The organism is Pantoea sp. KPR_PJ (assembly GCF_041386365.1).
In the GTDB taxonomy this organism is placed as follows: Bacteria; Pseudomonadota; Gammaproteobacteria; order Enterobacterales; family Enterobacteriaceae; genus Pantoea.
The window spans coordinates 256,634-271,184 of sequence record NZ_JABMIK010000002.1; the positions used below are offsets into that span (position 1 = coordinate 256,634).

The window sequence follows — 14,551 nt, forward strand, 5'->3', positions numbered from 1 at the left end:
CCGCCAGCAACGCCACGGTGAGTGGAAGAGAAATGAAAAAAAACGGCGGCCAAGGCCGCCGTTTTCACGCTTAGCGCCAGCCCAGCTCCGGCGCGACATATTTCAGAATCGCCTCAATCACGTGGGCGTTGTACTCGACGCCCAGCTGGTTCGGCACCGTCAGCAGCAGGGTGTCTGCTTCCGCAATCGCTTCATCCTCAGCCAGCTGCTTAATCAGCTTCTCCGGCTCTGCTGCATAGCTGCGGCCAAAGATGGCGCGCGTTTTCTCGTCGAGGAAGCCGACGGAATCCTGCTCCTGACCGCTGCGGCCAAAGTAGGCGCGGTCCATATCGTTCACCAGCGCAAAGATGCTGCGGCTGACCGAGACGCGCGGCTCGCGCGTATGCCCCGCCGCTTTCCAGGCTTCGCGGTAGGCGCGGATCTGTTTTGCCTGCTGAACGTGGAACGGCTCGCCGGTTTCGTCATCCTTCAGGGTAGAACTTTGCAGGTTCATGCCCATTTTCGCCGCCCATTCTGCGGTGGCGTTGGAGCCGGAACCCCACCAGATACGCTCGCGCAGCCCTGCCGAGAACGGCTCCAGGCGCAGCAGGCCCGGCGGGTTCGGGAACATCGGCTGCGGATTCGGTTTGGCAAAACCTTCGCCACGCAGCACATCCATAAAGACTTCAGTGTGGCGACGGCCCATATCGGCGTCGGTTTCGCCCTCCTGCGGCGCATAGCCGAAGTAACGATAGCCCTCAATGACCTGCTCCGGCGAGCCGCGGCTGATGCCGAGCTGCAGGCGACCATTGGCAATCAGATCCGCTGCACCAGCATCCTCCGCCATGTAGAGCGGATTTTCATAGCGCATGTCGATGACGCCGGTGCCGATTTCGATTTTGCTGGTGCGTGCGCCGACGGCTGCCAGCAGCGGGAACGGCGAGCTGAGCTGGCGGGCAAAGTGGTGCACGCGGAAGTAAGCGCCGTCTGCACCCAGTTCCTCTGCGGCGACCGCAAGATCGATGGACTGCAACAGGACATCCTGCGCCGAACGGGTGGCGGACTGTGAGGACGGGGTCCAGTGACCAAAGGATAAGAAGCCAATCTTTTTCATTGTTCAGTTCCTTGCGCGGCAGGTTTTGCCCTGCGTAAGTGATAAGTTTCGATAAGCAAAGGTTACGTCAGCCGCGCCCGTACTGATAGCCAATAGTTTTCAACCGTATCATCAAGTTTTTCGACATAAGTAAGTCGCACAGGATCTTTCTCTTTTTTAATGCCTTCGCGCATGTTGTGCTGAATTCCGTCAACTGTGGCAGGTTGCTATGACAAGAGGATCGTCCGACTGGCTTCATGCGCAGCAGCGCGCGCGCATCCATCAGTGGCAGAGAAGCTGGCTGTGGCGCAGCGAACTGCCGACCTGGCTGCTGCTGATAACCATTTACGGCGGCTGGTTCGCCACGCTGGCGCACTGGCGGACGCTGGGCCTCTGGCCCGCCACAGGTTTGCTGATCCTCTTCACCAGCTGGTATCTGTCGCTACAGCATGAGCTGATCCACGGCCACCCGACGCGCTTTCCGCGTCTGAATCAGCTCTTCGGCACGCTGCCGCTGGCGGTGTGGTATCCCTACGGGCTTTATCGTGATTCGCATCTGGCGCACCACCGCAACCACAGCCTGACCGATCCCGATAAGGATCCTGAAACCTGGTATCTGTCGCCCGCGCGCTGGGCGCAGCTGCGGCCCTGGCAGCGCCAGGGGATCCACCTGCGCAATACCTTTCCCGGCCGCCTGCTGCTGGGGCCGCTGCTCGATATTTACGCGGCGCTTCAGTCGCTGCTGCGGGCGGTATGGCGCGCTGAGTGGCGCGCTATCGCCATGTGGGCGATCCATCTGGCGCTGCTGGCGGGCCTGTTTCTCTGGATGGCGCGCCAGGGCTTTTCGCCGCTCCTGTTTGTGCTGGCGGTAAGCTATCCCGCGCTGATGCTGACCAAGGTGCGCTCCTTCTACGAACACCGCGCCGATGCCGATCCGCTGGCGCGATCGGTCAATAACGAGGCGGGCTGGGCGTGGCGCCTGCTGTTTCTTAATCTTAACTATCACGCGGTGCATCACGACCTGCCCGGCCTGCCGTGGTATGGTCTGCGCAGGGTCTATCTGCTGTGGCGCGATGACTATTACCAGCGCAACCGGGGTTTTCGCGCGGCAGGCTACGGCGAATGGGCCAGGCGCTTCGCCACCACGCCCGTTAACGTTAACGCCCATCCGGGCAGACAACAGGATCGCCCGCATGAAACGGCTTTCGCTACCGATGTACGACATCCACCGTCCGCACACCCAGGCGCTAACGGCAACGCTGGCGCAGCTGTCAGGGGCGGATGTTGAATGGCCAGAGGATTTGCTGGCGCACTGGCGCGCCGGCGATCTGCTGCTGAGCCAGACCTGCGGCTATCCGCTGATGACGCAGCTGCCTGATGTGCAGCTGGTCGGGGCGTTTGAGCTTAGCGCGCCGGGCTGTCGCGGCGCGTGCTACCGCAGCTGGCTGGTGGCGCGCGAGGAAGATGAAAACAGCGCGCTGGCCGATTTCCGCGGCCGCCGCGCGGTGGCTAACAGCCTCGACTCCCACTCCGGCTATAACGCGCTGCGCTACCTTATCGCGCCGCTGGCGCAGAGAGGACGCTTTTTCAGCACCGCCCATTTAAGCGGCAGCCACCGCCGGTCGCTGGCGAATCTGCGCGACGGGAGAGCGGATATTGCGGCGATTGACTGTGTCACCTGGGCGCTGCTGCGGCGTTATGCCGCGCACGAGCTGGCGGGGCTGGCAATTGTCGGCGAAACGCCGCTCTGCCCCGCGCCGCCGCTGATTACGTCTGCGCAGACGGATGCCAGGACGCTGGCGACGCTGCGCCGCGTACTGGCGCAGTTTGTTAAGAAGAAAGCGGCGCGCGACAGCTTTATTACCGGCTTTACCGTGCCGGATCGCGCGGCGTATCAGCAGATAATTAGCTGGGAGGAGCAGGCCGCCGCGCTCGGCGTGACGGCACTGTGATTCAGGCGACCTGCTGGCGGCGCCCGGCAAACTGGTTTTCCGGCTCGGCCAGCCCGAGATTTTCGCGCAGCGTCGCGCCTTCATACGCCTGACGATAGATGCCGCGCGCCTGCAACAGCGGGATCACCTGTGCGACAAAATCGTCGAACGCCGTCGGCGTGCCGCCGCGCACCACAAAACCGTCAGCCGCCCCGCTGAGGAACCACTCCGCCAGGCCGTCCGCCACCTGCTGCGCGGTGCCGAGGAAGGTCGGACGCGGTGTCGCCTCTTCAAGTGCCGCCTGGCGCAGCGTCAGGCCGCGCGCACGCGCATTGCGCTTAATGGCGTCGGTGGTGCTGCGAAAGCTATTTTCGCCAAGATCGCCAATCTCCGGGAACGGCGCGTCGACATCGTACTGGCTGAAGTCATGGTGTTCGAAGTAGCGGCCGAGATACGCCAGCGCCTTTTCGAGCGTGACCAGTTCCGCAGTCTGCTGATAGCGGCGCTCCGCGTCGGCCTGGCTGTCGCCAATAATGACGCTGATGCCCTGAAACACGCGAATATCGTCGGCGCTCCGGCCGCGCGCCACCAGCCGACGGCGCACGTCTTCGCGAAACTCGCGCGCCTGCTCCGGCGAGTTCTGTCGGGTATATATCGCGTCGGCGGCCTCAGCGGCAAAGGCTTTGCCCGCTTCCGACGCGCCCGCCTGGAACACCACCGGACGGCCCTGCGGCGAACGGCCAACGTTAAGCGGCCCCTGCACCGAGAAGTATTTGCCTTTATGGTTCAGCGTGTGCAGCTTGTCGGCGTCGAAGAACTGGCCGCTCGCCTTGTCGCGCACAAATGCGTCCGCCTCCCACGAGTCCCACAGCCCTTTCACCACGTCAAGATATTCGCTGGCGACGCGATAGCGCTCGTCATGCTCTGGATGGCTGGCGCGTGAGAAATTCTTCGCCGAGCCTTCTAGCGGCGAGGTCACCACGTTCCAGCCAGCGCGGCCGCCGCTGAGGTGATCGAGGCTGGCGAACTGGCGCGCCACGGTAAATGGCTCGCTGTAGGAGGTAGAGAGTGTCGCCACCAGCCCAATATTTTTGGTGACCAGCGACAGCGCCGACAGCAGCGTAATCGGCTCGAAGCGGTTAAGAAAATGGGGAATCGACTGCGGCGTAATGTAGAGGCCGTCAGCAACGAACAGAAAGTCGATTTTCGCCTGCTCCGCCTTGCGCGCCAGATCCAGGACGTAATCAACGTTGATGCTGGCATCGGCCACCGCGTCGGGGTGACGCCAGGCGGACATATTGCCGGATGCGCCCTGAATAATAGCGCCCAGCCGCAGCTGGCGTTGTGTCTGACTCATTGTTATCTCCTTTATGCGACGGCGGGCCGCCAGGCGGGAAGCACTGGCAAGGCCTGTAACAGTTTTTGCGTCCAGGGATGCTGCGGCGCGTCGAACACCTGACGCAGATCGCCGCTCTCGACCACCTGACCGTTTTGCATCACCAGCACGCGATCGGCGAGATGCTGGATAACGCCGAGGTCGTGAGAAATAAACAGCAGTGCGGTGCCGTGCTCGGCCTGCATATCGGCCAGCAGATCCAGCACCTGCGCCTGCACTGACACGTCGAGCGCGCTGACTGGCTCATCCGCCACCAGCAGCGCAGGATTGGGCGCAAAGGCGCGCGCGATGGCGACGCGCTGGCGCTGGCCGCCGGAGAGCTGCTGCGGATAGCGGTCGAGGAAACGGTCGCCGAGCTGCACCTCATCCAGCAGCTGACGCACGCGCTGGCGACGCGCATCGCCGAAAATGCCCGCGCTGTCGAGGCTTTCGCCAATAATCTTCTCCACGGTGTAGCGCGGATCGAAGGAGCTATACGGGTCCTGAGCAATCAGCTGCAGGCGCGCCCGTCGTGCGCGGCGCGCCTTCTCATGGAGACGATCCCAGCGACTGCCCTCCAGCAGCAGCGTGCCGCTGTCCGGCTCGGTCAGCCCCATCACCACTTTCACCAGCGAGGTTTTGCCCGAGCCAGATTCGCCCACCACGCCGAGGGTTTCGCCCGAATGCAGGCGGAAGTGAATATTGTTCAATACCTGACGATCGCCGTAGGTCTTGTTGAGACCGATCGCCTCCAGCAGCGGCGCGTTGCCGGGCTGCGGACGCGGCGGCAGCGGCGTTGGCTCGGTCGCGCTCAGGCGCAGGCCGCGCGTGGCGGGCGTCGGCACCGCGTGCAGCAGCCGCTGCGTCCAGGGATGCTGCGGCTGTGCCAGCAGCAGCTCACTGCGGCCCTGCTCCACGACTTCGCCGTCGCGCATCACCAGCACGCGATCCGCCAGCTCAGACACCACCGCCAGATCGTGGCTGATCAGCAGCAACGCGTGACCGTCGCGGCGTCGCTGCGCCAGCAGCTGCAGGATCTGCCGCTGCACCGTCATATCAAGCGCCGTGGTCGGCTCATCGGCAATCAGCAGCGCCGGGCTGGCCGCCAGCGCGGCGGCGATCAAGGCGCGCTGGCGCTGCCCGCCGGAAAGCTGGTGCGGGTAGCGCGCCAGCCGGCTTTCCGCGTCGCTAATGCCTGCGGCCTGCAACAGCCGGATACTTTGCGCCTCCAGCGCGCCGCGCTGTCCGGCGGCGCGAAGCGCATCCGCCAGCTGCTGCCCGATACGGCGCAGCGGATCGAGCGAAACCAGCGCGTCCTGTAATACGTAGCCGATGCGTCGCCCGCGCAGCGCGCGCCACGCCTCGCGCCCGGCCTGGCGCATATCGCGCCCGTCGATAACAAAGCGATCGGCGCTGAGCGTCGCCCCTTCTGGCAACAGCCCAGAGAGGCTGCGCGCCGTCAGGGTTTTGCCGGAGCCGGACTCCCCTACCAGCGCCACCGATTCGCCCGGCTGCACCTGCAGGTCGAGGTTTTTCACCACGTAGTGCGGGCCAAAACGGATCGAGAGATTCTGAATGTCGATAACCGGGTTCATGCTTCGCCTCCTTCAAAACGCGCCTGCCAGTAGCGGCCCAGCGTGTTGACGGCGATCACCGTCAGGGTGATAAACAGGCCGGGCCAAACGGCGATCCACCAGGCGTTGCGCAGATAGTTACGTCCTTCCGCCAGCATCAGCCCCCATTCCGCGGTCGGCGGCTGCGGCCCCATGCCGAGAAAGCTCAGCCCGGCGGCGCCGATAATGGCGGTGCCCAGCCCCAGCGTCGCCAGCGCAGGTACCTGCGCAATGGCGTGCGGCAGAATATGGCGCAGGATCAGCGTGGAGCGCGACAGGCCGAAGGTGCGCGCCTGCTCAACGTAGCCGGAGGTCATCACGCGCCAGGTTTGCGCGCGCACCACGCGGGCAAAGCGCGGCACCGACGCCACCCCGAGCGCGATAATCAAATTGCTGGTGCCTGGCCCGGTAAAGGCGATCAGCATCAGCGCCAGCAGCAGATCGGGAAAGGCGGAGATCACGTCTACCGCGCGGCTCAGCAGCTCGTCGACGATGCCGCGGGCGAGCGCGGCGGCCAGCCCCAGCAGCGTGCCGAACAGCACCGCCAGCGCCATCGCCGCCACGCTGATCAGCAGCGAATAGCGGCTGCCGTAGATCACTCGCGTCAGCAGGTCGCGTCCAAGCTGATCGGTCCCAAGCCAGTGCTGTGCAGACGGCGGTAGCTGAGCGTTGAGCGGGTCGGCCAGCAGCGGATCGCTGTGCGCCAGCCACTGCGGGGCGACCACCGCCAGTAGCAGCAGAAACAGAAAGCCGATCGCTGCCCATACCGCGGCGGGCAGCGCAAAGGAAACACGTTGCAGAATGGCTTGCATTATTGGTTCTCCCCACGCAGGCGCGGATCGATCCACAGCGCCAGAATGTCCACCAGCGTGCTCATCACCACGTAGATCAACGCCGATAAAATGGCGACCGCCAGCACCACCGGCAGATCTTTCGCCAGCACCGCGTCGACCGTCAGCTTGCCAAGTCCGGGCCGGCCAAACACCTGCTCAGTGATCACCGCACCGCTCAGCAGGCCGCCCACCAGCCAGCCGGTCAGGGTGACGGCGGGCAAGGCGGCATGGCGCAGCGCGTGGCGCAAACGAATAGTGGTTTCGCCGACGCCCCAGGCGCGCAGCGTCAGAGTAAAGGGAGCATCCAGCGCGCGCTCCAGCTCGCGCCGTAGCAGCTGGGCCACCACCGCGCCCTGCGCCAGTCCCAGCGCCAGCGCAGGCAGCACCAGCGCCGAGAGCGTGCGGTCGCCCGCCACCGGGAACCAGCGCAGCGTAAAGCTGAAAACAAACAGCAGCACGATGCCCATCCAGAACGACGGCGTCGAAGCCAGCAGCAGCTCCACCGCGTTGGCCGCGCGGCGGCCCCAACGGCGATGCGCGGTGCTGACCGCCACCGCCACGGCGAAGAGAATGCTCACCAGCAGCGCCGCCAGCGTCAGCTTGATGGTGGGCCACAGCTGCGTTGCCAGCAGATGGCTCACCTCGGTATTAAGGATGTAGGAGCGCCCGAAATCGCCGTGCAGCACGCGCCATAAATAGTGCAGATATTGCAGCCACAAAGGTTCGTTCAGCCCCCATTCGGCGCGGATCGCCGCCTCAATGGCCGCCGTGCGCACCTGTTCGCCAATCAGCAGGCTCACAATGTCGCCCGGCGCCAGATGCACGCCGAGAAACGCCAGCGTAACGGCCGCCCACAGCACCAGCACGCCGCCAGACAGCCGCCCGGCAATGCGCCGCGCCAGCGCATTGCGCCAGAATGAGGGCGTCGGCTTACGCGGCGCGCGGGTTGCGATGCTCTCCAGACTCATCCTCGCCTCCTGTTAGTGTTCGCTAAGCCAGACGTCGTAAACGCTTTCCGGCATCTGTTTGTAGCTGCGGAAGCCGTAGCCGTGCACGTAGCTGGCCGTGGCAAGCTGGTCTTCCGGCTCGTAGAGCGGCAGCGCCAGCGCAAGCTCGGTCAGCGCCCGCGTTTGCAGATCGCTATAGGCCTGACGGCGCTGGGCGATATCCAGCGTGCCGGCGGCCTTATCGAGCAGCGCGTTGATCTGCGCATCGTTAACGCGGCTGTAGTTGATAGCGCCGCCCTGTTTGATCGGCCGGTAGTGGTTTTCTATATCGACGCCGTCGGTAGGCGTATTGGAGTTGGCGATGGTGCCGAACTTGCCGCTGGCGCGCACCTCGGTGTAGGTGCCGGAATCGACATAGTTGAGTTTCAGGTCGACGCCGAGCCGCTGGCGCGCCTGCGCCTGAATCGCCTGCAGCAGCACGTCGCGCTGGTCGCGCACCGTTGCCTGCGCCTGGATCAGCTCGATGCGCAGCCGCTGGCCCGCTTTGGTGCGGAATCCTTCGCTGTCGCGCGCGCTCCAGCCCGCCTCATCCAGCAGCCTGTTGGCGGCGTCTGGCTGATTGCCATATTTGCCCTCCAGCGCCTTGTCATACAGCGGATCGACCGGCGAGGTGATGCCCCACGCGCGGGTGCGTTCGCCGCGATAGACCGATTTCAGCAGCGGATCGATCTCCAGCCCCTGCAGCAGCGCCTGGCGCACGCGCACATCCTGCGTCGGGCCATAGTCGACGTTAAGGAACAGCGAATATGGCGTGCCGGTATTGAGCGCGTGCTGGTAGGTGAAGTCGCCGTTGTCTTTAAATTCGCCCGCGTCGTTGCCGGAGATGCCTTCGATGGCGTCCACCTGTCCGGAGAGCAGCGCGCCGGTGCGCACCGAAGATTCCGGCAGGAACCGGTAGGTGACGCGCTCAAGATAGGCCGGTCCCTGGTGCTTCGCCGTGGCGGGCGCCCAGCGGTAGTTCGGGTTTCGCACGAAGGTGACCTGCTGCCCCTTCTCGTAGCTGTCAAGAATAAACGGCCCGGTGCCTGCAATCTCTTTGCCGCCCGACTTGAGCTGCGTCGACTGCCAGCTGGCGGGCGCAAGGATCTGCAGCCCGGCGGCGAACGACAGGAACGGCGAATAGGTGGCGTTGAGATTAATCACCACAGTGGTGTCGTCCGGCGTCTCAATGCTGGCGATATGGGTGCCCATCAGACACAGGCTGGTGCCCGCGCAATATCGGGCATCCTGGGTATGGCGGAAATTCTCCGCTACCGCCTGGGCGTTCAGCTTTTCGCCGTTGGAGAAGGTGACGTCGTGGCGCAGCGTAAAGCGCAGCGTTTTGCCGTCCGGGCTGATCTGATAGCTCTCCGCCAGCCAGGGCACAAAGCTGCCGTCGGGGCGGCGCGCCAGCAGCGATTCCCAGAAATTACGCAGGGTGATCTCTGCTTTGTCCTGGCCGTTGAGCTGCGGGTTAAAGGTGGTAGGTTCGGTCTCGACGCCAACCGTCAAACTGCCGCCGCTGTGCGGCGCGTCAGCGGCCAGCAGAGGTGATGCGCTTCCCAACAGAGAGGTGAAACCCAGCGCCAGGGTAAAAATCTTTTTCATATTGTCCTTATTAAATGCAGGTGCGTTTTATTATAAAAATCAGGCCGAGCGAGCAATTTCGGTGGCGACTTCAGGCTGAAATTCCTTTTTCAGAAACACCAGCGCTTCACCCAGCGGATTAGTGCGATGATAAAAAGGCTGATAGCCGCGGCGCTGATATAATTCACTCAGCCACGGATGTTTGACTGCGGTGGCCAGATAAACGCCCGGCGCTTTTAACGTCTCTTTTAATAAATGATCCTCCGCCCAGCTGATTATTTCGCGGCCATAGCCCTGGCCTTTAAAATCGGGATCGACGGCGAACCAGTGAATAAACGGCAGCTGCGACGGCGCGTTCGCCTCCTGAGTCCAGGGAAAGCGCACCGTCACCGTGGCAACCGCCCGCTGCCACTTGCGCAACACCAGCACGGTTTCGCGCTCGATGGTCTGACGCACCTGGCTCACGTTGCCCTGCGTAATGGTGAAATGGATATCCTGCTCCAGCAGCGAGGCGTAGGCGCGCTGCAGCAGGGCGAAGATCTCTTCTGCATCGTCGGATTTTGCCACCTGAACGGACTGACTCATATTTTCGCTCTCTCGATTAATTACCGGGAAATTATTAAAATCCGGCGCGAAGAATGTAAACCGACAATAATGACAATCGTTTTGTTGAATATGGGAATCCGCCCCGGCATGGCGCGGGAATAATTGCGCCAGGCGCATATTGAAATAACAACTTTATCTAAGCCTGGCGTGAATTAACGATCGCTTAGCCAGACCTCATAGGCGTTTTCCGGCATCTGCTTAAAGCTGCGGAAGCCATAGCCGTGGACATAGCGCGCGGCGGCGATCTGATCTTCCGGCTGATAGAGCGGCACCGCCAGCGCCAGCTGGCGCAGCGCGCGGTTTTGCAGTTCGCTGTAAGCCTGACGGCGCTGCGCGACGTCCAGCGTGCTGGCGGCTTTATCCAGCAGCGCGTTGATCTGCGCATCATTGACCCGGCTGTAGTTGATCGCCCCGCCCTGGCTGATGGGCCGGTAGTGATTTTCAATATCGATACCGTCGGTTTCGGTATTGGAGTTGGCAATCGCGCCGAACCTGCCGCTGTTGCGCACCTCGGCATAGGTGCCGGAATCGACGTAGCGCAGCCTGAAATCAACGCCAAGCCGCTGCCGCGCCTGCGCCTGAATCGCCTGCAGCAGCACGTCGCGCTGGTCGCGCACCGTCGCCTGCGCCTGGATTACCTCAATGCTCAGCCGCTGGCCCGCTTTACTGCGAAAACCTTCGCTGTCGCGCGTGGCCCAGCCCGCCTCGTCCAGCAGCCGGTTAGCGGCCTCCGGCTGGTTGCCATATTTGCCCTCCAGCGCCTTGTCGTAGAGCGGTTCAACCGGCGAGGTAATGCCCCAGCCGCGTGTGCGTTCGCCGCGATAGACCGATTTCAGCAGCGGATCGATATCAAGCCCGCTGACGATCGCCTGACGCACGCGGACATCCTGCGTCGGGCCATAGTCGACGTTGAGATAGAGCGAGTACGGCGTACCGGTATTGAGCGCATGCTGAAAGGTGAAGTCACCGTTGTCTTTAAATTCGCCCGCGTCGTTGCCGGAGATGCCCTCAATGGCGTCGAGCTGGCCGGAGAGCAGCGCGCCGGTGCGCACCGAGGATTCCGGCAAAAAGCGATAGGTGACGCGATCGAGATACGCCGGCCCCTGATGTTTTGCCGTGGCGGGCGCCCAGCGATAGTGCGGGTTGCGCACGAAGGTCACCTGCTGGCCCTTCTCATAGCTGTCGAGAATAAAGGGGCCGGTGCCGGCTATCTCCTTGCCGCCTGACTTGAGCTGCGCCGACCGCCAGCTGGCGGGCGCGAGGATCTCCAGCGCGGCGGCGAACGAGAGAAACGGCGTGTAGCCCTGCTTCAGGGTGATCACCACCGTAAAGTCGTCTGGCGTTTCGATGCTGCTGATGCGCCCCCCCATCATGCACAGGCTGGTTCCCGCGCAATATCGCGCATCCTGGGTATGGCGGAAATTCTCCGCCACCGCCTGCGCATCCAGCTTTTCGCCGTTGGAAAAGAGCACGTCGCGGCGCAGCGTAAAGCGATACTGGCTGCCGTCCGGGCTGGCCTGATAGCTCTGCGCCAGCCAGGGAACGAAGCTGCCGTCGGGCTGGCGCGCCAGCAGCGACTCCCAGACGTTGCGCAGCGTGACATCGGCCTTGGCCTGTCCGTTGAGCTGCGGGTTAAAGGTATTGGGTTCGGTTTCAACGCCGACGGTAAAGCTGCCGCCCGCTCGCGGCGTTTCGGCAGCGGAGACGGCGGCGACGTGGCCCAGCAGGCAGATCGCGCCCAGCGCGCGGTGCAGAGAATTGGCGTTCATAGTGTCCTTGTCCGCAAGAGTAGAAAGGTGCGCGCCAGCGACGCGCGCAAAGAGTCGAGCCGCGAAATGATTAAACGTCCGAAAAGGGGAAGTAAAACGAGAATAGTGACAATGGTTTGGCGCGAGGCGGGATTAGGGAAAGATGGCGTCCCTGCCATCATAGTTTAGCGGCTTAGTGGCGCGCGGCAATCACCGCGTCGGCTACCTGACGCGGCGCCTGCGCGTAGTGGGCAAACTCCATGCTATAGGTGGCACGCCCCTGCGTCAGCGAGCGCAGCGCAGTCGAGTAGCCAAACATCTCCGCCAGCGGCACTTCGGCGCGGATAATCCGGCCGCCAAAATGCTCATCCATGCCCTGCACCTGCCCGCGACGTGAAGAGAGATCGCCCATAATACCGCCCGCGTACTCTTCCGGCGTTTCCACTTCCACCTTCATCACCGGCTCCAGCAGCACGGGATCGGCCAGCTTTGCGGCGGCGCGGAAGCCGAGGATGGCCGCCATGCGGAACGCCATTTCTGAGGAGTCGACATCATGGTAGGAGCCGAAAGTCAGCGTCGCTTTCAGGTCAACGATGGGGTAGCCTGCCACCACCCCGGTATTGAGCGCCTCGCGGATCCCTTTCTCAACCGACGGGATATATTCGCGCGGCACCACCCCACCTTTGGTGGCGTCTTCGAAGACAAAGCCGCCGCCTGGCTCCAGTGGTTCCAGCGTCAGCACCACGTGGCCATACTGTCCTTTCCCGCCCGACTGCCGCACAAATTTTCCTTCCACGTCGCGCACCGTTTTACGCAGCGTCTCGCGGTAGGTCACCTGCGGCCGACCGATGTTCGCCTCGACGCCGAATTCGCGCTTCAGGCGGTCAACGATGATCTCCAGATGCAGCTCACCCATGCCGGAAATAATCGCCTGTCCAGACTCCTCGTCGGTGTGCAGGTGGAACGAGGGATCTTCCGCCGCCAGCCGCTGGAGGGCCAGACTCATCTTCTCCTGGTCGCCTTTAGTTTTTGGCTCAATGGAGAGTGAAATCACCGGGTCGGGGAACGCCATACGCTCCAGCGTGATAATGGCGCCGGGATCGCACAGCGTCTCGCCAGTGGTCACCTCTTTCAGCCCAACGCAGGCGGCGATGTCCCCGGCGCGAATCTCCTCGATCTCGTGGCGTGCATTCGCGTGCATCTGCACAATGCGGCCGATGCGCTCTTTTTTGCCCTTCACCGCATTCCAGACGCTGTCGCCTTTGCGCAGCACGCCGGAATAGACGCGCACAAAGGTAAGCTGACCGACAAAGGGATCGCTCATCAGCTTAAACGCCAGGGCTGAAAACGGCTCGTCGTCACCCGGATGCCGCTCCGCCTCATTGCCCGCTTCATCCACGCCTTTAATAGCGGGGATGTCAGCGGGCGACGGCATCAGTTCAATCACCGCATCCAGCATGCGCTGCACCCCTTTGTTCTTAAAGGCGCTGCCGCACAGCATCGGCTGGATCTCGTTACGCAGCGTGCGCTGACGCAGTCCGGCAATAATCTGATCGTGTGTGAGATCGCCGCTCTCCAGCCAGGCCTCCGTCAGTGCATCGCTCGCCTCGGCGGCGGCCGAGACCATTTTTTCACGCCAGACGGTTGCCAGCGTCAGCAGCGCGTCGGGAATGGGCGCGTAGCTGAAGGTCATGCCCTGCGACGCCTCATCCCAGTAAATCGCCTGCATTTTCAGCAGATCCACCACGCCGCTAAAGTGCTCTTCCGCGCCGATGGGAATGGCGATCGGCACCGGGTTTGCGCCGAGGCGATCCTGCATCATCTGCACCACGCGAAAGAAGTCTGCGCCCTGGCGGTCCATTTTGTTGACGAACGCCAGGCGTGGCACATGATATTTACTGGCCTGACGCCAGACCGTTTCCGACTGCGGCTGCACGCCGCCGACGGCGTCATAGACCATAACCGCACCATCCAGCACGCGCATAGAGCGCTCGACCTCAATAGTGAAGTCAACGTGTCCCGGGGTGTCGATAATATTGATGCGGTGCGGCGTAAAGCTGCCGTCCATGCCGGACCAGAAGCAGCTCACCGCCGCCGAGGTGATGGTGATGCCGCGCTCCTGCTCCTGCGCCATCCAGTCGGTCGTTGCGGCGCCATCGTGCACTTCACCCAGCTTGTGGCTCATTCCGGTGTAAAAAAGAATGCGCTCGGTGGTGGTGGTCTTGCCGGCATCAATGTGCGCGGAGATGCCGATGTTGCGGTAACGCTCAACGGGAAGTGTTCGGGGCATGATGCGTCCTTAGTCTGTAGACTGTCAGGGCGGCGGGCAGGATTGTCCGCCATCGTGAAACAGCTTAGGCTAACTGTACGACAATATACGAACAGTTTGAGCTATAATTGTACAATAACAGCGATCGTAGAACAGGAATATCATGCTGGAAAATCATCCGCAGCCGCACGACATCAGACTGGAAAACGTGCTGTTTGCGCTCGGTAATCCGATTCGCCTGGCGGTGTTGCAGTCGCTGGCAGAGCATGGCGAGCAGAGCTGCAATGCGTTGCGCGGCGAGGTTGCCAAATCGACCATGACTCATCACTGGCGCGTGCTGCGCGACAGCGGTGTGATCTGGCAGCGGCCCGTCGGGCGGGAAAATCTGATTTCGCTGCGCCGCGACTGCCTGGAACAGCGCTTTCCCGGCCTGCTGGCGGCGCTGCTGGCGGCGCTGGCGCGCGGCTGAGTAACGTAACGCTGGCAACCGCTGCCGCCAGGTTTTAAGGTAACGATCTCAATGGCTAACGG

General features: G+C 62.9%; 12 protein-coding genes. 3 read left to right on the forward strand and 9 right to left on the reverse strand.

Annotated elements, in window-relative coordinates; all coding sequences use genetic code 11:
* Positions 1-70 precede the first annotated feature (70 nt).
* A complete protein-coding gene (locus HP564_RS05970; RefSeq protein ID WP_371241151.1) occupies positions 71-1,093 on the reverse strand; it encodes an LLM class flavin-dependent oxidoreductase in 1,023 nt (340 codons plus the stop codon).
* Positions 1,094-1,301: 208 nt separating this feature from the next.
* On the opposite strand from HP564_RS05970, the gene HP564_RS05975 reads away from it, so the two are divergent.
* Positions 1,302-2,360, forward strand: coding sequence for a fatty acid desaturase (locus tag HP564_RS05975; protein WP_371241153.1), 1,059 nt, complete (start codon positions 1,302-1,304; stop codon positions 2,358-2,360).
* A complete protein-coding gene (locus tag HP564_RS05980) occupies positions 2,266-3,024 on the forward strand; it encodes a phosphate/phosphite/phosphonate ABC transporter substrate-binding protein (protein WP_371241155.1) in 759 nt (252 codons plus the stop codon). Before HP564_RS05975 ends, HP564_RS05980 begins: the two co-directional genes overlap by 95 nt.
* Position 3,025: 1 nt before the next feature.
* Here HP564_RS05980 and HP564_RS05985 read toward each other — a convergent pair whose 3' ends face one another.
* From HP564_RS05985 to fusA, 8 genes are all read right to left on the reverse strand, one after another.
* Positions 3,026-4,360, reverse strand: coding sequence for an LLM class flavin-dependent oxidoreductase (locus HP564_RS05985; protein ID WP_103796813.1), 1,335 nt, complete (start codon positions 4,358-4,360; stop codon positions 3,026-3,028).
* Between the two features lie 11 nt (positions 4,361-4,371).
* Positions 4,372-5,973: an ABC transporter ATP-binding protein gene (locus HP564_RS05990; protein ID WP_103796812.1), complete on the reverse strand. Its 1,602-nt coding sequence runs from the start codon at positions 5,971-5,973 to the stop codon at positions 4,372-4,374.
* A complete protein-coding gene (locus HP564_RS05995) occupies positions 5,970-6,803 on the reverse strand; it encodes an ABC transporter permease (protein WP_103796811.1) in 834 nt (277 codons plus the stop codon). The genes HP564_RS05990 and HP564_RS05995 overlap by 4 nt, the downstream gene beginning before the upstream one ends.
* Complete coding sequence (locus tag HP564_RS06000; RefSeq protein ID WP_239313921.1) at positions 6,803-7,792, reverse strand: ABC transporter permease; 990 nt, start codon at positions 7,790-7,792, stop codon at positions 6,803-6,805. Before HP564_RS06000 ends, HP564_RS05995 begins: the two co-directional genes overlap by 1 nt.
* A gap of 12 nt (positions 7,793-7,804) precedes the next feature.
* A complete protein-coding gene (locus HP564_RS06005; protein WP_239313918.1) occupies positions 7,805-9,418 on the reverse strand; it encodes an ABC transporter substrate-binding protein in 1,614 nt (537 codons plus the stop codon).
* Positions 9,419-9,457: 39 nt separating this feature from the next.
* Positions 9,458-9,982: a GNAT family N-acetyltransferase gene (locus HP564_RS06010; RefSeq protein ID WP_103796808.1), complete on the reverse strand. Its 525-nt coding sequence runs from the start codon at positions 9,980-9,982 to the stop codon at positions 9,458-9,460.
* Positions 9,983-10,155: 173 nt separating this feature from the next.
* The gene (locus tag HP564_RS06015; protein ID WP_371241160.1) at positions 10,156-11,772 is read right to left on the reverse strand and encodes an ABC transporter substrate-binding protein; all 1,617 of its coding nucleotides are present in this window, start codon (positions 11,770-11,772) and stop codon (positions 10,156-10,158) included.
* A 172-nt stretch (positions 11,773-11,944) separates the two neighbouring features.
* Entirely contained in the window at positions 11,945-14,041 is a 2,097-nt protein-coding gene (fusA, locus tag HP564_RS06020; protein WP_371241162.1) for an elongation factor G, read from the reverse strand.
* 142 nt (positions 14,042-14,183) lie between these two features.
* On the opposite strand from fusA, the gene HP564_RS06025 reads away from it, so the two are divergent.
* On the forward strand, positions 14,184-14,489 hold the full coding sequence (locus HP564_RS06025; RefSeq protein WP_371241164.1) for an ArsR/SmtB family transcription factor: 306 nt from the start codon (positions 14,184-14,186) through the stop codon (positions 14,487-14,489).
* Positions 14,490-14,551: the final 62 nt, after the last annotated feature.